Origin of the sequence: Mesorhizobium sp. M0618, from assembly GCF_040320765.1 — a bacterium.
Taxonomy (GTDB): domain Bacteria; phylum Pseudomonadota; class Alphaproteobacteria; order Rhizobiales; family Rhizobiaceae; genus Mesorhizobium.
In genome coordinates this window covers 68,961-87,799 of record NZ_JAMYQH010000005.1, presented here as the reverse complement: position 1 = coordinate 87,799, position 18,839 = coordinate 68,961, and the positions used below count along the sequence as shown (strand labels likewise).

18 protein-coding genes are annotated in these 18,839 nt (G+C 66.0%); 12 read left to right on the top strand and 6 right to left on the bottom strand.

Annotated features, from left to right (window positions below; genetic code table 11):
- Positions 1–250 precede the first annotated feature (250 nt).
- Both NKJ04_RS07660 and NKJ04_RS07655 read left to right on the top strand, forming a co-directional pair.
- Positions 251–529 carry an usg protein gene (locus NKJ04_RS07660; RefSeq protein ID WP_031214047.1) on the top strand — a complete coding sequence of 93 codons (279 nt, stop codon included), beginning with the start codon at positions 251–253 and terminating at the stop codon, positions 527–529.
- Between the two features lie 176 nt (positions 530–705).
- Entirely contained in the window at positions 706–1,488 is a 783-nt protein-coding gene (locus NKJ04_RS07655) for an SDR family oxidoreductase (RefSeq protein WP_352674185.1), read from the top strand.
- Positions 1,489–1,621: 133 nt separating this feature from the next.
- Here NKJ04_RS07655 and NKJ04_RS07650 read toward each other — a convergent pair whose 3' ends face one another.
- Positions 1,622–3,124, bottom strand: a complete 1,503-nt coding sequence (locus NKJ04_RS07650; protein ID WP_128307828.1) for an ATP-binding protein — start codon at positions 3,122–3,124, stop codon at positions 1,622–1,624.
- 206 nt (positions 3,125–3,330) lie between these two features.
- Between NKJ04_RS07650 and NKJ04_RS07645 the strand changes: the two genes are divergently transcribed.
- A complete protein-coding gene (locus NKJ04_RS07645; RefSeq protein WP_013530714.1) occupies positions 3,331–3,636 on the top strand; it encodes a hypothetical protein in 306 nt (101 codons plus the stop codon).
- Positions 3,637–3,694: 58 nt separating this feature from the next.
- Here NKJ04_RS07645 and NKJ04_RS07640 read toward each other — a convergent pair whose 3' ends face one another.
- From NKJ04_RS07640 to NKJ04_RS07630, 3 genes are all read right to left on the bottom strand, one after another.
- Entirely contained in the window at positions 3,695–4,525 is an 831-nt protein-coding gene (locus NKJ04_RS07640; protein WP_352674184.1) for an aldo/keto reductase, read from the bottom strand.
- Positions 4,526–4,669: 144 nt separating this feature from the next.
- Complete coding sequence (locus tag NKJ04_RS07635; RefSeq protein WP_352674183.1) at positions 4,670–5,302, bottom strand: Vgb family protein; 633 nt, start codon at positions 5,300–5,302, stop codon at positions 4,670–4,672.
- A 36-nt stretch (positions 5,303–5,338) separates the two neighbouring features.
- Positions 5,339–6,559 carry a helix-turn-helix domain-containing protein gene (locus NKJ04_RS07630; RefSeq protein ID WP_352674182.1) on the bottom strand — a complete coding sequence of 407 codons (1,221 nt, stop codon included), beginning with the start codon at positions 6,557–6,559 and terminating at the stop codon, positions 5,339–5,341.
- 293 nt (positions 6,560–6,852) lie between these two features.
- On the opposite strand from NKJ04_RS07630, the gene NKJ04_RS07625 reads away from it, so the two are divergent.
- From NKJ04_RS07625 to NKJ04_RS07615, 3 genes are all read left to right on the top strand, one after another.
- Positions 6,853–7,602: a DUF899 domain-containing protein gene (locus NKJ04_RS07625; protein ID WP_352674181.1), complete on the top strand. Its 750-nt coding sequence runs from the start codon at positions 6,853–6,855 to the stop codon at positions 7,600–7,602.
- 86 nt (positions 7,603–7,688) lie between these two features.
- A complete protein-coding gene (locus NKJ04_RS07620) occupies positions 7,689–7,949 on the top strand; it encodes a hypothetical protein (RefSeq protein ID WP_127297078.1) in 261 nt (86 codons plus the stop codon).
- A gap of 49 nt (positions 7,950–7,998) precedes the next feature.
- Complete coding sequence (locus NKJ04_RS07615) at positions 7,999–9,003, top strand: zinc-dependent alcohol dehydrogenase family protein (protein WP_352674180.1); 1,005 nt, start codon at positions 7,999–8,001, stop codon at positions 9,001–9,003.
- A gap of 63 nt (positions 9,004–9,066) precedes the next feature.
- On the opposite strand, the gene NKJ04_RS07610 is transcribed toward NKJ04_RS07615, so the two are convergent.
- Positions 9,067–10,065 (bottom strand): bestrophin family protein, encoded by a 999-nt coding sequence (locus NKJ04_RS07610; RefSeq protein ID WP_352674179.1) that lies wholly within the window; start codon positions 10,063–10,065, stop codon positions 9,067–9,069.
- 56 nt (positions 10,066–10,121) lie between these two features.
- A complete protein-coding gene (locus NKJ04_RS07605; protein WP_024501664.1) occupies positions 10,122–10,742 on the bottom strand; it encodes a TetR/AcrR family transcriptional regulator in 621 nt (206 codons plus the stop codon).
- Between the two features lie 291 nt (positions 10,743–11,033).
- Here NKJ04_RS07605 and NKJ04_RS07600 point away from each other — a divergent pair, with 291 nt between their 5' ends.
- The 6 genes from NKJ04_RS07600 to NKJ04_RS07575 all read left to right on the top strand — a co-directional run bounded on the left by NKJ04_RS07600 (position 11,034) and on the right by NKJ04_RS07575 (position 18,817).
- Positions 11,034–11,531, top strand: coding sequence for a (2Fe-2S)-binding protein (locus NKJ04_RS07600; RefSeq protein WP_023814339.1), 498 nt, complete (start codon positions 11,034–11,036; stop codon positions 11,529–11,531).
- The gene (locus NKJ04_RS07595) at positions 11,528–12,586 is read left to right on the top strand and encodes an FAD binding domain-containing protein (RefSeq protein WP_352674177.1); all 1,059 of its coding nucleotides are present in this window, start codon (positions 11,528–11,530) and stop codon (positions 12,584–12,586) included. Before NKJ04_RS07600 ends, NKJ04_RS07595 begins: the two co-directional genes overlap by 4 nt.
- The gene (locus NKJ04_RS07590; RefSeq protein ID WP_352674175.1) at positions 12,576–14,834 is read left to right on the top strand and encodes a xanthine dehydrogenase family protein molybdopterin-binding subunit; all 2,259 of its coding nucleotides are present in this window, start codon (positions 12,576–12,578) and stop codon (positions 14,832–14,834) included. Before NKJ04_RS07595 ends, NKJ04_RS07590 begins: the two co-directional genes overlap by 11 nt.
- A 229-nt stretch (positions 14,835–15,063) precedes the next feature.
- Positions 15,064–15,543 (top strand): (2Fe-2S)-binding protein, encoded by a 480-nt coding sequence (locus tag NKJ04_RS07585; protein WP_352674173.1) that lies wholly within the window; start codon positions 15,064–15,066, stop codon positions 15,541–15,543.
- A complete protein-coding gene (locus NKJ04_RS07580; protein WP_352674172.1) occupies positions 15,540–16,523 on the top strand; it encodes an FAD binding domain-containing protein in 984 nt (327 codons plus the stop codon). The genes NKJ04_RS07585 and NKJ04_RS07580 overlap by 4 nt, the downstream gene beginning before the upstream one ends.
- A complete protein-coding gene (locus NKJ04_RS07575; protein WP_352674170.1) occupies positions 16,520–18,817 on the top strand; it encodes a xanthine dehydrogenase family protein molybdopterin-binding subunit in 2,298 nt (765 codons plus the stop codon). The genes NKJ04_RS07580 and NKJ04_RS07575 overlap by 4 nt, the downstream gene beginning before the upstream one ends.
- The last annotated feature ends 22 nt before the right edge of the window (positions 18,818–18,839 follow it).

Here is an 18,839-nt window from a genome sequence, read left to right as displayed (position 1 = left end):
TGCGGAACGCCGCGACCCTTCGTCAGGCATCGCGGGCGCATATCGAGCTAGTTTTGCCGTTTTTCGGTTTCAAGAGCCCCGCCAAAAAATTTTTACATCGAGCAGAAAAAAGGCCAAGGCACTGTTATGGCGCGACTATTCTCGGAACCCCTGACCTTCTCGCGGAGTTTGTTTGTAGAGGGACCGGCAGACCGGCCTGGCATCGGGCGAGTTCAGGCGGATGCCTGAACGGAGAGAGAAGGAGAAAGACATGGTCGATACGGTCAGCAGCGAATTCCGCCTGCAAATGGAAGGTTATGGCCTGACGACGGCCGAAATCCACTATCACCTGCCCGATCATCCGAGCCTGCTTCAGCTCTATGTCTGGCAGGACTATGATCTCGCTCCGGCCTTTCCCGAGCTCAAGGGCTTTCTCCAATATTGGGAGCGCGAGCTCGACGGCCCGCTGCACTCGGTCCGCGTTGCTCATCACCGGCTCATCCAGCCTTCGGAATGGCGGGCCGTCGAGGGCATCATCACGGTCCACTAGGGTCTTTGCGACGGCCGCCGCTCCTGCTTCGCCTGGAGCGGCGGCGTTAGGGCAGGCTCTCGCCGGCCCCACGCAGCGCGACAGCCAACAGCCTCCCCTCCCAAATTTCCAATTTCCATGTTGTAAAACGATCGTGCCGCGCTAGCCTGAAACCAGATGCGATGCGGGGGAGAGGAATGGAGCTTCAGCTCAACGGCAAGGTGGCGCTGGTCACCGGCTCGACGCAAGGCATTGGCCGCGCCATCGCCGAGACCTTGGCGCGTTCCGGCGCCGGCGGCCTGCTCGTCACCGGGCGTGATAAGGCCCGCGGCGATGCGGTGGCGGCGGAGCTTTCGCAGCTTGGCACACCAACGCTCTTCGTCGCCACCGACCTCGCCGACCCGGCCGCCCCTGCCCTTTTGGCGCAAGCGTGCATCGAGCGCTTCGGCCGCATCGATGCGCTGGTCAACGCCGCAGGGCTGACCGACCGGGCCTCGTTCCTCGATGCCGATCTCGACGGCTGGGCCTCGCTGTTGGCCGTTAACGCGCGGGCGCCGTTCTTCCTCATGCAGGCGGCCATCGCCGACATGAAGAAGCGCGGTCAGGGCGGCGCCATCGTCAACATCCTGTCGATCAACGCCCATTGCGGCTCGCCGGAGCTCGCCGTCTATTCCGCCAGCAAGGGCGCGCTGGCCACGCTGACCAAGAACGCCGCCAACGCCCATCGCTTCGATCGCATCCGCGTCAACGGCATCAATGTCGGCTGGACCGACACGCCGGCCGAACGTGCCATGCAGGCCGACACGCTGGGCAACGGGCCGGGCTGGCTCGATGCCGCGAACGCCTCGCAACCCTTCGGCCGCCTGTTCTCGACGAGCGACATCGCCAACCTCGCCGTCTTCCTGCTTTCGGATGCTGCCGGGCCGATGACCGGCACGCTCGTCGACCAGGAACAGTGGGTGATCGGGGCGAACCGGTGAGCGCCAGCGAAACGCAAGCGCTGCACGGCGCATTTCGGCGTCGGCGATTTCACCGTTGCCATCAAAAATTGGCCGCGATGACGGTGACTGAAAAAAGCCTATCACCACATTCGCTCAAAGCGCCCGCCCCGCCTCACAGCGCCAGGCTCCCCTGCTCCACCTCCTCGGCATTCGGATCTCCCGGTGCGGTGGCCCAAGCCAATTCGACCAGCGTCACGGTGCGCCGGCCTGTCCCGTCGAGCTGGCAGACGATGAGCCCCTGCTCCTCGATATAGGTTAAGAGGCGCCGGGCGCGGCGCAGCGAGTGCGAGCCGTAGGCGCGGGCGATCGCGGCGTCGCTCGGGCACGGCCAGCCCTCTTTCGCCGCACGGGCGATCATCATGAACACGCCCTGCATGTCGTCGGGCAGCAGCGACGCGCGGACAGAAACGTCCCGCCACGCGTCATCCTGCGTCGTCTCGGAACCAAGGCCGGCACGGGCGCGTGTCAGCATGCGGCGGAACTCCGGCAGGTCGGGCACGACCGACGCGAGGCCTTCTATGCGGCAGCGGACCACGAATTCCTGATAGAGCACGCCGATCACGCGAAAACCCGCATCGGGCTGCGCCAGGATGGCGCGCAGCACACGGTCGACGCGCTCGCGGCGCTCGGCCAGATCCTCGGCGCTGACTTGCGGCTCCGCCGGCTCGGGACGCATTTCCAGTGCCGCCGATTTGGCCGCCATCAGCTGGTCGAGCAGGTCCGGCGACGCCGGGCGGCGCGGCGTGCGCACCGTCTCGGGCGGCGGCGCCGCCAGGATGATCGCGCGTGCGTCTTCCAGCGCGGATTCCGGCATCGCCATCAGCCGCGGCGTGCCGTTGCGCGGGCTGGTGTCGGTCGGGCCGATGCGCAGCCCCAGCGGACGGCGCGACAGCGCCGGACCGAGCGCCATGAACTGTCCGCGTTCCAGATCGCGGAACGCTTCCGCCTGGCGCCGTTCCATGCCCAGAAGATCGGCGGCACGCGCCATGTCGATATCGAGGAAGGTGCGGCCCATGAGAAAATTGGACGCCTCGGCTGCGACGTTCTTGGCGAGCTTGGCCAGCCGCTGGGTGGCAATGATGCCGGCCAGCCCGCGCTTGCGGCCACGACACATCAAATTGGTCATGGCGCCGAGCGAGAGCTTTCGCGCTTCGTCCGACACCTCTCCGGCCACCGCTGGCGCGAACAGCTGCGCCTCATCCACCACCACCAGCATCGGGTACCAGTGGTCACGGGCGACCTCGAACAGCCCGCCGAGGAAGGCGGCGGCACGCCGCATCTGGTTCTCGGCGTCGAGCCCTTCGAGATTGAGCACGGTGGAGACGCGATGCATGCGCGCCCGCTCGCCGGCCGCCTGCAGGCCGCGCTCGGTATGCTGCTCGGCATCGATCACCAGATGGCCGTAACGGTCGCCCAGCGAAACGAAGTCGCCCTCGGGATCGATGATGGTCTGCTGCACCCAGGGCGCGCTCTGCTCCAGCAGGCGCCGCAACAGATGCGACTTGCCGGAGCCTGAATTGCCCTGCACCAAAAGGCGCGTCGCGAGCAACTCCTCAAGATCCAGCTTCGCCGGGGCGCCTGCGGTCGTCTGTCCCATCTCGATCGCAACGGTCATCTCGACTCAGGCGCTCCTTCGCAGACGGGCTTATCAACTGGGCCACGGCCCGTCGAGCGCGCATGACCGCCTGCGGCGTGTTGCGCACAACTGTGCAGGCACCGTCTGCAGGGTCATCAGCCGATGCCTGACTGAAACTTTGGGTTGACCCCTTCGGACCACGAGGCGACACTCCATCCAACGCTAGGAGTACGAGGAGAAATGCGATGGACGAGCCCGAACGGTGGCGGCACATGTCGACGGCGCCGAAGGATGGCAGCCGGATCCTGGTCACGGTGCGCCCGTCCGAACAGGGGCCGGCGGAAGTCGACCTCGCCTATTGGTCGCGCGCCGACCAGTTCGCCTCGGAAGGCTGGCGCGCATCGGACTCCTCGCCCGGGCGCGTTATCGAATACGCTGACCCGGAACTAAAGTGCTGGATGCCGCTGCCGACGGCCAACCTCAGCCGCGCGTCGATGCCGGCGCCGTGGGAAGGCGAAGACGCCCAGCAGCTGGATGGGTCCGGGATTTAAGAGCGCGGAGAGGCCGGAGATTGGCAACTCCACGGTTGGCGTCTCTAACCTGCTCCTCTCAGAACAGGAACGCGGCCGTGGCGGGGTTGGGCCCGTTGCGGCCTTCGGGCGAATCCATGCCGCGGATCGTCTGCAGGTCCTGCGCATCCAGTTCGAAATCGAAGACATCGAAATTGGCGGCGATGCGATCCCGGCGGATCGACTTTGGAATGACGATCAGCCCCTCCTGGAGATGCCAGCGGATGATCGCCTGGGCGACGGACTTGCCATGTTTTTTGGCGATGCCTGCAATGGTCGGATCGCCGAGCAGCCGGCCGCTGCCCAACGGGCTCCAGCTTTCGATACGGATGTCGTGCTTGGTGTGAAAGTCCCTGACACCGCGTTGCTGGAACTGGGGATGCAGCTCGATCTGGTTGACGACGGGCGTCACGCCGGTTTCCGCGATGATCCGCTCCAGATGGTCCGGGTTGAAATTCGAAACGCCGATCGACTTGATGCGGCCGGCCTGCCGGAGTTCGACCAGCGTCTTCCAGGCCTCGACATATTTGTCTTGGCTGGGCACAGGCCAGTGGATCAGGAACAGGTCGATCTGCTCAATGCCGAGCTTGGCCATGGTGTCATCGAAGGCGCGTAGCGCCGCATCGCGCTGGTGTGCGCCGTTGCGCAGTTTCGAGGTGATGAACAGCTCAGCCCGCGACACGCTGGCGCTGCGGATCGCCTTTCCGACCCCTTCCTCGTTCTGGTAGCCTTCGGCGGTGTCGATCAGGCGATAGCCGGCCTCGATGCCCCAACCCACCACCTCGGCGGTAATATCCTGGTCGACCTGCCACACGCCAAGGCCGAGTTGGGGAATGGCGGAGCCGTCGTTCAATGCAATCTGTTCGGGCATGGGGGATCCTTTGCAAAGCGGGTCCGGGCGTTCTGCCCGGTGCACAGCCTATCTAGGTCCGACAGGGTGCGACGACCACCCGACGGCGGACAAATTGCCGTGTGAAGTGCGTCTGCAGCCGTGATCTCGGCGTCAGCCGCAATCTCATCGCGGCCGGCGCACCGCCCGCACCACACCGGCCGAAGTGCTGCCGCAATAGAGGCGGTCGCCGCCATCGGATTCCAGCCCCGACACGCCCATGCCGGCCGGCATGTCGAGCTTCTCCAGAACCTTGCCTGATCGCGGATCGACGCGGCGCAGGTCGCTCTGCTCGCCTTCCCAGGTGGCGTGCCACAGCTCGCCCTCGACCCAGGTCACCCCGGTGACGAAGCGGTTGGATTCGATGGTGCGCAGGATCGCCCCCGTCTCCGGGTCGATCTGATGGATCTTGCGCTCGCGGTATTGCCCCACCCACAGTGTCCCTTCGGCCCAGGTCAGCCCGGAGTCGGCGCCGCCGCCGGGCGCCGGGATGGTGGCCAGCACCTGGCCGGTATCTGGGTCGATCTTCTGGATGCGGTCATTGGCAAGCTGGAAGAAATGCTGGCCGTCCCAGGCGGTGCCGGCATGCGCCGCGACATCGATCGAGCGCAGCGCCTGCCCGCTTTCCGGATCGAAGGCGTTCAGCTTCTCGCCCGATGCAAACCAGACGTTGTTGCCGTCAAAGCTCACCCCATGCACCCTCTCCACATCTGGAAAGGGTCCGTATTCGCGCAGGATTTCGGCTGCTGACTGTTTCATGTCCTTGTCCTCACTGAGATGGTCTGATGTCCATTACTAACCACTCGGCAGCGGGGCCGGGAGTAACAAGGTGGTCGTGAATCCCGCCACCGGCGGCATCATCCAGCGGCGCGCCCGGCCGTGACCGAAAAACTGCACCTTGCCGGCCTCGCCAAGCTGCTCCAGCGCCCGCTGCACACTGCGCTGGCCGGTACCGAGCGCCAGCGCCAGCGCAGAGGATGCCCAAGATTCACCATCGGCAAGGAAAGCCAGCACCGCCGCGTGCCGCTCCTCGATCGGCCGGGCCAGCACCACCACCTCGCGTGCCTGGCGCGGCGCCAGCGCGAAGCCCTGGCTGGTCGCGCCGATGTCGGCCAGCCCGCGCAATTCGGTGCGCAACCGGCCGATCTCGACCCGCAGCCGCGCCCTATGCGATTCATCGGCGTGCCTGCCGCCGAAGGCTTCAGCGATCAGCCTCGCCCTCGACACATCGCCTGGCCACGCTTCGGCGAGCGTACGGGCCAGCGCAAACAGCACCGGGCGCGTTGCCAGCGAGACCGCTTTCTCCTGTTGGCGCACGACGTAGCGAAAGCTATCGACCAGCAGCGCCGGCGACGCCTGCAGCGCCTCGACCTCCTCGAGCAGCAAGGGGCGCTGCCCACCACCTACGATCAGCCGCGCCGCCGGCGTGTCCAGCGCCAGGAAAGCGCTGTCGACCTCTGCCATCAGGCCCGCAATGCCGGCCCGGCGGGCGGCGTGGCGTGCCCACTCCAACGCCCTGCGCGCCGGCTTCGTCTTGAGGCGCCGCATCGCGATGCCGGCAACGGCGAGCTCGTGCGCGGCCCTCGAGGCCGGTGGAAGCGGCATCGGATCGAGCCCGGCCAGCACGTCTTCAGCCTCATCGAGACGGCCGATCAGCAGCAGACGCCGCACCTTGAGGTGGCCGGCATGCGCGGCGTTCAGCCGGTCGCCATGCTTTTCCAGCGTCGCCCGCGCCGCATCCAAAGCCTTGGCCGGCCAGCCGAGATCCCGTGAGACCAGCGCGATCTCGGCCTCGGCAACAACGCATCTGGCACGCGCTACCGCTTCTTTGGGGCCGAAGCCACGCGCGGCCCGCCGCAGCAGCGCCTTGGCGCGATCAAGATCGCCGAGCTGCGCCATCGCAATGCCGCGCAGCGCCAGCGCCGGCGCATCCTCACGCAAGGCAACGCGGTCCAGCGCGCCAAGCGGATCACCTGCCGCCAACGCCAGTCCAGCCGCGGTGATCAGCGAGTCCATTCAAATCCCGTCACACTTGTAACTCCCACCCCCAGCGCTCAGCGCCCTAACTTAAGTCATGGCCGCCAACCAGCAAGCCGTATCGGCAGCGGCACAACAAGGGAGAACCACGCGATGAACGACACTGTCGGGGGTACCGAGCGGATGCGCCACCCCTGCTGCGGCGGGCCGGCTCTTTCAAATCCCGTCACACTTGTAACTCCCACCCCCGCGATTGACCGCCCTATTCTAGCTCACGGCAAGCAGCCACACGTCGCAACAGCGCGACAACAGACTGGCAAAGGAAACGACCAATGACCAAGCACATCGCAATGAAGACCCCGCCGATCGTTTCGCGGCAGGACTGGGAAGCCGCCCGCGAACAGATGCTGGTGAAGGAAAAGGCAACGCTGCGCGCCAAGGACGCATTGGCCGCCGAGCGCCGGCGCATGCCCTGGATGGAAGTGGACAAGGCCTATGTGTTTGAGGGGCCGAACGGCAAGGCGAGCCTGCTCGATCTGTTCGAAGGCCGCCGCCAGTTGATCGTCTATCGCGCCTTCTTCGAGCCAGGCGTGCATGGCTGGCCAGATCACGCGTGCCGCGGCTGTTCCCTTGGCGCCGACCAGGTCGGCCACCTCGCCCATCTCAATGCCCGCGACACCACGCTTGCCTACGCTTCACGTGCCCCGCAGGCCGACATTGCGCGGCTGAAGCAGCGGATGGGCTGGGAGATGCCGTGGTACACAATCACCGACAGTTTCGACAAGGACTTCAGCGTCGACGAATGGCACGGCCACAACGTCTTCATCCATGACGGCGACCGCATCTTCCGCACCTACTTGATCAACAGCCGCGGCGACGAGGCGATGGGCACTGTCTGGAGCTATCTCGACGCGACGCCGCTCGGCCGCCAGGAAATTTGGGAGGATTCGCCCGAAGGCTATCCGCAGACCCCGCTCTACTCCTGGTGGAACTGGCACGACAATTACGACGCCGGTGCCGACAAGAAATGGGAAGAAGTGTCTGCTGCCGGCGAGGCGGCGTTCCGCGACAAGGGCGAGTAGTAACGGTTGTCCAGCCTGGGTTCCTCTCCCCGCTCCGTGAGGAGAGGAACCTGTCGTGGCTGGCATAATCATCAGGGATCAAGACCATGAGCGATATTCACACAGGTGCCGGCAGCACGATCCCGGAAGCGACCACCCTCGGGCTGGCCGACTGGCTTTGCCTTGCCGCGGCACCGACCTTCGCCGTGATGGCGCTGCTCACCTGCATCTTCAGCGGCGATGCGGCCATGCAGTGCATGGGCACCGACGCCTCGCCCCTCACGGGTATGGCCGCGATGTATCTGCTGATGAGCGCATTCCATCTGGCGCCCTGGCTGCGGGTGATTTCCGGCAGGCAGGTCCGCTAGGCGCAGCGCGCCGTTCCAATTCCAAACACCCCACACATCGGAGAAGACAATGAGACTGGTCAGGCTGAGAGCGCCGGGCGGCTTGGGCAATCTCGACCTGGTCGAGGAAGATCCGCCCCAGCCAAGGCCGGGCGAGGTGCTGGTCAGGATCGGGGCCTGCGCGTTGAACATGCGCGACGACTTTGCCGTGCAAGGCAAGATGCCTCTCGCCGACGGCCGTGTTCCGCTCTCCGACGGCGCCGGCGAGGTGATTGCCCTTGGCGACGGTGTCGATGCATTCAAGCCCGGAGACAGCGTCGTCAGCGTCTTCTATCCCTGGTGGCTGGGCGGCGACATGACGCCCTCGACCCGGCGCGATATTCCGGGAGACAGTTTCGACGGCTTCGCCAGCGAGTATGTCTGCATGCCGGCGCACGCTTTCACCAGGGCACCGACAGGCTATACGCATGTCGAGGCGGCGTCGCTCACCTGCACCGGCGTTACTGCCTGGCGCGGCCTGGTTGTGTGCGGCAAGGTGAGGCCGGGCGACGCGGTGCTGGTCCTCGGTTCGGGCAGTGTATCGCTGTTCGCGCTGCAATTCGCCAAAGCCGCCGGCGCCAGGGTCATCGCCACCTCATCCGACGAGCAGAAGCTGGAGCGGCTCAAGCGCCTCGGAGCCGACGCCATCATCAACTACAAGTCCGTCCCGGACTGGGGCCGCAAGGCCAGGGATTTGACCGACGGACGCGGCGTCGATCACGTGATCGAGGTCGGCGGACCCGCCACGCTGGCGCAGTCCATTGCGGCCTGCAGCACGGGCGCGCATATCGCGCTGGTCGGCGTCCTGACCGGCTTTGCGGCGGAAGTGTCTATCCCCGCCCTGTTTTCCAGCCAGATCCGCATCAGCGGCATTTCCATCGGCAGCCGGGCCGACCAGGAGGATATGATCCGGGCGATAGAGGCTATCAGGCTGAAGCCCGTCATAGACCGCCATTTTCCGCTGCAGGACATCGCCACCGCCTTCGCGCACTACGAATCCCAAAAGCATTTCGGCAAGGTCTGCCTTGAAGTTTGAGCACTCTCCACCAGCAGCACGATGAAGGGGACCGTCGGGTCCGTGCCTTCGTCGTGATTCTGCCTAGGTCGCGATATCGTTGACCGGCAGCAGGGGCTTGGGAAGGTCGGCCTCACCGAGCCCGCTGCGCAACTCGATCTCGATGTCGCGGCATATCTGCGAGATCGGAACGTCGTTGGCGTTGCCCTCGAATGGGTTGGCGCTGCTTTCGCCGACCTGGTCGAGGGACATGTAAGCCCAGCCCAGCAGCGTGCTGAACGGGATCGTCAGCCAGATTGCGATCGACCCGAGCGCGCCACCCAGTTTGCCCATATCGGCAAAGACGGGAACGACCCCGAATGGCAGCAGCGTGCAGAAGATCATCACGAACATCGAACTGACGATGGCGTATTGCCTGGGATAGGGATTGTTCTTGATGCGATCGCAGCGCGCCTGCTGGTCATGGAAGTCGCGGATCAGCTTGGTCAGTTCGCCATAGATCTGAGGAGGGAGCTTTGTGTCCTTGAACAGCGCATTGACCTGGACAGATTGCAGTTCGAGCAGGGCTATCGCCGGCTGGGGCGATTTCAGGACGTCCTCGGCCTGTTCGGCGAGCAGTGGACGCAGCTCGTCGGCGACCGAGCTCGCATCCTCGTGGATACGGTAGCGCCGCCGGTATTCGATATTGGCGGCCCGCGCCATGGATTCCCATGGCATCGGCCGGCGCAGAGAAAAACGCAATGCCGTCATCCAGGCGATGTGGCGATAGATGAGCTGTCTGGCCGTCGGCGCGTCGAGGAAATCCCTGCAGAAATTGGACCACAACCGGCTGCTGGCCGTAATTTGCGTAAAAGCCTGCAGCGCGTCGCTGCTGCGGGTGAACACCTGCGAATTCTTGAACCCGGCAACGAGTGATACGGTGGTGCCAAGCACCAGCACCACCGACCATGGCACCGAGAACCCGGCGATGCCCGGAAAACGGTAGGCCGCCACGGCCAGTCCGCTCACCACCACCATGTAGATGACGCTGCGCCGCGACCAGAGCGCGAAATCCACTATTTTGTAGGAACGGCCTACATACATCGGGTCCCCTCAACTTATCGACAGGTGTGGTTTTGCACCGCCGGAATCTCGTCGCTTCATTGTGCCTTTGCAGCCCCGAACCGCAACCCGTCCATCAACAGCTTGACCAGCCGGCGCGAGCGGTCGCGCCATTCGGGGGTGTCGGGCGCTGAATAGATGCCGCCCAGCGCGTGCAGCACGTCGGAAGCGTCGACGTCGCCGCGGATGGTGCCGTCGGCCACCGCCGCCTCGACCAGTCGTCGCAAGGCTTGCGACACCCGGCCGAACGTGTCGGAAAACAGCGTCGAATTGGTGGTGAGCACAATGCGCAGGCTGGTCGCCAGGCCGCGCTTGGTGGCGATGTAGTCGACGAAGCGCTGCATCCACTGTTCCAGCGCGACATCGGACGGATGTTTTTGGGCAAGCTCGCCGGCGGCCGCGCACAGCGCCTCCACCTCGCGGCGATAGACCACCTCGACCAGATGCTCGCGCGTCGGGAAATGCCGGTAGAGCGTGCCGATGCCGACGCCGGCGCGGCGCGCGATCTCCTCCAGCGAGCCATCGATGCCGCGCTCGGCAAAGACTGACACCGCCACCTCGACCAGCCGGTCGCGGTTGCGCCGCGCATCGGCGCGCAGCGGCTTTGCGTCTACGGCCTCGGCCTTCTGTTCAGCAATGGCGGACGGCTCGCTGGCCAATTTTTTCTCCACATCGTGTCAGGGGGGCTTGAACCCGGCCGGGTCAGCCACCACGTAATAAACGGAGGCGCCTCCGTTTTAGTGGAGCACCTTTATCATATAATCAGGGGAACCGGTATGTCACGTCTTTCGAACACGCAAGCCGACATCTCCCCTGCCCGCCTGCCTCGCGGGAGACCCGCTGCCATCTCCGCTTTCGCCGTCAAGACCTGACCGAACGGTTACCTTGCCCTTCTGCGGCAAGGCACCAGTTCAATCCCATCCGCGTCAAGCAACTGGAGCCAGACGCCCATGACCAGCCTTCCCATCACCCTCACCATCAACGGACACAAACACGAACTGGAGGTCGATCCACGCGTAACCCTGCTCGACCTGCTGCGCGAGCGGCTCGATCTCACGGGCACCAAGAAGGGCTGCGATCGCGGCCAGTGCGGCGCCTGCACGGTGCTGGTCGACGGCAAGCGCATCAACTCGTGCCTGGCGCTGGCGGTCAGCCATGACGGCGCCCAAGTCTTGACCATCGAAGGCGTCGCCCACGGCGAGGAACTGCATCCTGTGCAGGCCGCCTTCATCGCCCATGACGGCTTCCAGTGCGGGTTCTGCACGCCCGGCCAGATCATGAGCACGCTCGGCCTGATCGCCGAGGGACAGGCCGGCGACGATCCCGAACGCATCCGCGAGGGGCTGAGCGGCAACATATGCCGCTGCGCGGCCTATGGCGGCATCGTCGAGGCCGTCCTGGAAGCCCAGCAACAGCTTGTCAAAGCCGACCGGAGGACCGCGGCATGAGAGACTTCGACTACATCAGGCCCGCCACCATCCCCGACGCCATCGCCGCGGCAGCCGAGCCGGGTTCGGCCTATCTCGCCGGCGGCACCAATCTGCTCGACCTGATGAAAGGCGGCATCACCAGTCCCGAGCGTGTCGTCGACATTTCCCGGTTGCCGGAGCTCAACCGCATCGAACGGCTGGACGATGGTGGCCTGCGCATCGGTGCGCTGGTTCGTAATGCCGACCTTGCCTACGATCCGGCGTTCGCCAAATCCTATCCGGCGGTGGCCGAGGCGCTGCTGTCGGGCGCTTCGGCTCAGCTTCGCAACGCCGCGACCGTCGGCGGCAATCTGTTGCAGCGCACGCGCTGCAGCTATTTCTACGATACCGCCAGCGCCTGCAACAGGCGCGAGCCTGGCGCCGGCTGCGACGCGCTGGAAGGCGAGAACCGCCTGCACGCCGTGCTCGGCTGGAGCGATGCCTGCATCGCCACCCATCCGTCGGACTTCTGCGTGCCGCTGGTGGCGCTCGATGCGGTGGTCGAGATCGAGGGCAAGAAGGGCCGGCGCCATGTGACGCTGGAGGAATTCCACCGGCTTCCCGACGAAACGCCGCAACGGGAGAATGCGCTGGAGCCCGGCGACCTGATCGTGGCAGTGCGCCTGCCGGCGGAGGCGGCCTCCTTCTCCGCCAATGCCCGTTACCTGAAAGTCCGCGAACGCACCTCTTATGCTTTTGCCGTCGTATCGGCCGCGGCAGCGCTCGTCGTCGATGACGGCAAGATCCGCGCCGCAAGGCTGGCGCTGGGCGGCGTCGCGGCCAAGCCGTGGCGGGCACGAACGGCGGAAGCCGTCCTGCTTGGCGCGGACGCCAACGAGGTGAACTTCGCCAGCGCGGCGGAGGCCGCCCTGGCCGATGCCAGCCCATCCGGCGACAATGCGTTCAAGATCGAGCTTGCCCGACGCATCGTGGTCAGGGCGCTGATGTCTGCCCAGGCGGGAACGCCCGAGCGGCTGCCTGCCCTTCCTGCCTCCCCGTTCTCGAACATTCCCGGAGCGCGCCATGACGCTTGAACTCAGCCTCAACCAGCAACCCGCCCATGCCCGGCAGGGCTCCAGCATCGGCCAGCCGCTGACCCGTCGCGACGGCTTTCTGAAAGTCACCGGAGCCGCGCGCTATGCCGCCGACAACCATCCGCCCGGCATGCTTTACGCCGTGCTCGCTGTCTCTAGCATCGCGCGCGGCCGCGTTGCCGCGCTGGATATCGAGGCGGCCAAGGCGCACCAGGGCGTGGTCGAGGTGATGACGCCCAAGAACCGGCCGGCGCTCGCCGCCGATCCGGATGCCAAGGACCATCCCTTCATGTTCCGGCTCGACCTGCTGCAAAACGATCAGGTCCGCTACCCCAACCAGAGCATCGCCGTGGTGATCGCCGAGACGCTGGAGGCGGCGACCGAGGGGGCGGCGCTGCTGTCGCCGCGCTATGAAGTGCTGCCAGCGCGCGTTGGCCTCGACGGCGCTGAAAGCTTCGTGCCGCGCGGTGTCGGTGTCGGCGGTCCGGCGGTGCAGCACAAGGGCGATGTCGAGGCCGGCCTCAAATCCGCAAAGACGCGGATAGAGGCCACCTACGAGACGCCGGCCCAGTACCACAACGCCATGGAGCCTCATGCGATCGTCGTCGCCTGGGATGGCGACACACTGTCGATCGACACGCCGAGTCAGGGCCTTGCCATGGCGCAGGGCCGCATCGCCGGCCTGTTCGGCATCGCGCCGGAAAACGTCCACATCCGGAGCCCGTTCCTGGGTGGCGGCTTTGGCTCGAAAGGCATGATCTCCGGGCCGCAGGTGCTCGGCATTCTGGCGGCGCGCCTCGTCGGCCGTCCGGTCAAGCTGGTGCTGCGGCGTGAGCAGATGTACGGCCCGGTCGGCCACCGTGCGCCGACACGCCAGACGCTGCGCATGGGCATGGATGGCGAAGGGCGGCTGACGGCACTCGACCATCACGCCAAGACTGCGTCGAGCACGTTCGACGATTTCTTCGAACCGGCGGCGGATGCCTCGCACACGCTCTATGCCAGCCCGGCCATCGCCACCTCGCACGATGCGGTACGGTTGGACACCGGTACGCCGCTGTTCATGCGGGCGCCCGGCGAAGCCACCGGCTCGATCGCACTCGAAAGCGCCATCGATGAGGCGGCACACGCTTGCGGCATGGACCCGCTGGAGTTCCGGCTGCGGAACTATGCCGAGGTCGAGCCGATGACCGGCAAGCCGTTTTCCTCCAAGGCGCTGCGCGAGTGCTACAGGCAAGCGGCCGAGACGTTCGGCTGGGCGAGCCGCCCGCTTCAGCCCCGGCTGATGCGCGACGCGGACGGTTTCCTGACCGGCTGGGGCATGGGCACGGCGACGTTTCCGGCCCTGATGTTCCAGGCCGAGGCCCGCGCCGTGCTGAGAAGCGATGGCAGCGGCCTGATGGAGACCGGCGCGCAGGACATGGGGCAAGGCGCCTGGACGGCCTTTGCCCAGATCGCCGCCGACGGGCTGGGACTGGATATCGACCAAGTCGATTTCAGGGCCGGCAGTTCCGATCTGCCCAATGCAGGCATTGCCGGCGGCTCCGGCCACACGGCGACGGCCGGCATGGCGATCCACAATGCCGGCGCCGCCGTCATCGCCAGGCTCGCCGATCTCGCCACCGGTGACGAGCACTCACCGCTCTACGGCGCCGGCAATGAAGGCGTGCTGGCGCGCGGCGGCCGCCTCTATCGGCGCGACGATGAAAGCCGCGGTGAAAGCTATGCCGAGATCCTCACACGCGCGGGCCTCAGCGAGATCGAGGGCCATGGCAAGGGCGCTCCCGACCCGGCATCCCAGGAAACCTATGCCAAGCACGCGCATGGCGCCGTGTTCGCCGAGGTGAAGGTCGATCCGGATTTCGGCCAGATCCGCGTCACAAGGCTGGTCGGCGCGTTCGCCGCCGGACGGGTCATCAATCCCAGGCTGGTGCGCAGCCAGTATTATGGCGGCATGATCTGGGGCGTCTCGTTCGCGCTGCATGAGGAAGCCATCACCGACCGGCGCTCTGGCCGGATCCAGAATGCCAACCTCGCCGAATATCATGTCCCGGTGAATGCCGACGTTCCGTCGGTCGAGGCGCTGCTGGTCCACGAGGACGACCCTCATGTCAACGCACTCGGCATCAAGGGTGTCGGCGAAATCGGCATTACCGGCACGGCCGGCGCCGTCGCCAATGCAGTCTGGCATGCGACCGGCGTGCGGCCGCGGCGCTTTCCGATCCGCATCGAGGACCTGCTGGGGTGAGGAGTGGTCCGCGTAGCGGACGGGAAGCCAATTGCTTGGCTCCCGTCCGACGAACTGTGAAGGCCCGGTCCGCCTTCGGGCGGATCAAAAGGTCCAGTGGACCTTTTTAAAGGGCTGAACGCCCGAAGGGTCCGGAGCGACAGCGAAGGGCCGGACAGCGGGCGTTAGATCCTCGCCGGCCCAACATGAGATCAACGACTTCGCGTCAAGCAACTGGAGCCAGATGCCCATGACGAAAACAACGATCCCCGTCCATCTCGACATCAACGGCCACCTTCACCGGCTCGACATCGAGCCGCGTGTGACGCTGCTCGACGCCTTGCGCGACCGGCTCGGCCTGACCGGCACCAAGAAGGGCTGCGACCACGGCCAGTGTGGCGCCTGCACCGTGCATGTCGATGGCGAGCGCATGCTGGCCTGCCTGACGCTGGCGGCGCAAGTCGAAGGCCGCACCGTCACCACCATAGAGGGGCTTGCACGGGAGGGCGAAATGCATCCCGTGCAGGCTGCCTTCCTCGAACAGGATGCCTTCCAGTGCGGGTATTGCACACCGGGCCAGATCATGTCGGCGGTCGCCTGCATCCGTGAGGGCCATGCCGGCTCCGACGACGAGATCCGCGAATACATGGCAGGCAATCTCTGCCGCTGCGGCGCCTATCCGCACATCGTCGCCGCCATTCGCCAAGCCGCCTTGGAGGTCGCATCATGAGGGACTTTTCCTATTTTCGCGCCAGCTCGGTCGATGCGGCACGCCAGGCGGCCGCCCTGCCCGGCGCCATGCTCTTGGCCGGCGGCACCACGCTGATCGATCTCGCCAAATGCGGCGTCGCCGAGCCCGAGACACTGGTCGACATCGCTCATCTCAAGGGATTGGACAGCATCGAGGTGGACGAACGCGGCGCCACCATCGGCGCGCTGGCCAGGATGAGCCATGTCGCCGACCATGCCGACATCAAGAGCCGCTTTCCTGCGGTGTCGGAAGCCCTGTGGCAGGCGGCTTCCGCGCAGATCCGCAACATGGCAACCATCGGCGGCAATCTGATGCAGCGCACGCGCTGCCCCTATTTCCGCGACCCGGCGAATTTTTCCGCCTGCAACAAGCGCGAGCCCGGCTCTGGCTGTTCGGAGATCGGCGGCGTTACCCGTGGCCATGCCGTGCTCGGCACCAGCGAGGCCTGCATCGCCATGTATCCGGGCGACCTCGCCGTGGCGCTGGTCGCCTTCGACGCAACAGTCCATCTCGGCGAGCGCCAGATCCCGGTCGACAACTTTTTCCTGCTGCCCGGCAGCACCCCCGACAGGGAGCACGCCATCGAACCGGGCGAGATGATCACCGCGATCGAAATCCCCGGCTCGGCCGCTGCCCGGCGGTCGACTTATCTCAAGACCCGCGATCGGCAATCCTATGAGTTTGCCGCCGCAAGTGCGGCTGTCGGTATCGAATTCGAGGCTGACGGGCGCACCATCCGCGATCTGCGCGTCGCACTCGGCGGTGTCGCGACGAAACCATGGCGGGCGCGGACCGTGGAGGACGCGCTGAAGGGCAAGGTGCTGGAGCCGGGCGCGGTCCACGCCGCCAGCCTGCTCGCTGTCAAAGGCGCCGTCGACCATGGCGCCAACCATTACAAGATCGAGCTTGCGCCGCGCGTCGTCGCCCGCGCCATCCTCAAATTGGGAGAGACGGCATGACCGTTCACAACATCAGGCATGGGGATGCGTCCGACGGCGCTTTTGCCGAAGCCGTCGGCGGTCGGCTGTCTCGCGTCGACGGCCCGGCCAAGATCACCGGTGCGGCGAAATACGCCGTCGAGCAGCAGCTCGAAGGCCTCGCCCACGCCGTGCTGGTCGAAAGCACGATTGCATCTGGCAAGGTGCGCTCGATCGACACAACTGCCGCCGAGGCGGCGCCCGGCGTGCTGCAGGTGCTGACGCCGGACACCATCATCAGCCTGAGGACCGCGGCGGACTGGTTCGGCACACCGCCGCCCGACAAGCCCTATTGCCCGCTTGCGCGCGACATCACTTTTTCGGGCCAGCATGTCGCCGCTGTCGTCGCCGAGACCTTCGAACAGGCGGTGGCGGCGGCAGCACTGGTCAAGGTCAGCTATGACGAGACGCCTGCCATCGTCGACCTCAGCGATGCCAAGGCCGGCGACGGCATCCCGATCGACGCCATGACCAAGGAATGGGGCGATGCGCAAGGTGCGTTCGCGTCGGCACCGGTCCGGATCTGCGCCGCCTACAACACGCCGCGCGAATACCAGGCGCCGATGGAGCCGCATGGGCTGATCGCGCGCTGGGAAGGCGATAAGCTCACCGTATGGGAGCCGAGCCAGTGGCTGGACGGGATGGCGCGCACCTATGCCGAATGGTTCGGCGTGCCGTTCGAGAATGTGCGGCTGGTCTCGCCCTATATTGGCGGTGGCTTCGGCTCCAAGGCGCTGGCGCTCAGCCATGGCGCGGTGGCCGCATGTGCCGCCAGAATGCTCGGCCGGCCGGTGCGCCTGGTGATGACGCGGCCGCAGACCTTTACCGGCTATGGTGGCCGCGCGGCGACGCGCCAGACGGTGACGATTGGCGCCGACGCGCAAGGAAAAATCCAGTCGATCGTGCATCGTGGCATCAACGAGACGTCGATGGACGGCATGTGGGTCGAGCCGCTCGGATCGGTCATCTCGATCATGTACGCGACGCCGAATTTCTCCTCCAGGCAGAATGTCGTGCGGGTCAATTCGGTGGTGCCGGGCGCCATGCGCGCGCCGGGCGAAAACCCTTCGGCCTTCGGCATCGAAAGCGCCATCGACGAACTCGCCTACGAGGTCGGCATCGACCCCCTGGAGATCCGGCTGAGAAATTATGCCGAACAGGACCCGCATGCCAAGAAAGCCTGGTCGACCAGACAGTTGCGCGAGGCTTTTGCCGCAGGCGCGGAGCGCTTCGGCTGGGCCAGGCGCTCGCCCGAACCGCGCTCGATGCGCGACGGCAATCAGCTGATCGGCTGGGGCGTAGCGGCAGGCACCTATCCGGTGCGGCGCGCCTATGGCGAGGCGATCGTGCGCATCCTGGCGGACGGCTCGGTCGAGGTCGAGAGCTCCTCGATCGACATGGGCCAAGGCACGTACACCATCCTGGCGCAGACCGCCGCCGAAACGGTCGGCGTGCGAGCCGACGACGTGGTGGTGAAGCTCGGCGACTCCCGTTTCCCCCGCGCCGGCGTCACCGGCGGTTCGCGGCTTGCCGGCGTCATGACCGGCGCGGTCCATAAGGCGGCGACCTCGGCGCTGGACCAACTGGTCGGGCTGGCGATCAGCGACCCGCGCTCGCCCTTCCATGCGCTGCAGGCGAACACTTTGGTCGTCGCCAATGGCCGCATCGCCTCGCCGCGCGGCGACGGCCCCAATGTCTCGATCGCCGAGCTGCTCACAAGCGTCGGCCGCGACCATATCGAAGCCGCCGGCGATACCATGCCGGCCAACTCGACGCCAGAGGATCGCTACAAGAACTACACCACCATCGCCATGGCGCTGCCGCACACCGAGGGCGACTACTCCCGCCACTCATGGTGCGCGCACTTCATCGAGGTGCGCGTCGACGAGGATTTCGGCACGGTGCGCGTGTCGCGCGTGGTGTCGGCGCTGGATTCGGGTCGGCTCTACAACCCGAAGCTGGCCGAAAGCCAGTGGAAGGGTGGCATCATCATGGGCATCGGCCAGGCACTGCTGGAAGAAGGCATCGTCGACCGCCGCCACGGCCGCGTCGTCAACAACAACCTCGCCGACTATCTCGTGCCAACCAACGCCGACATTCCCGACATCGAGGTGATCTCGGTCGGTATCCCCGACCCGCATTCCTCCGTGCTCGGCGGCAAAGGCGTCGGCGAACTGGCCATTGTCGGCGTGGCGCCGGCGATTGCCAACGCGGTGTTCCATGCGACGGGAAAGAGGATCAGGGATCTGCCGATCACACTGGAGAAGCTAATCTGAGGGCGGTGGCTGATCTCCCACT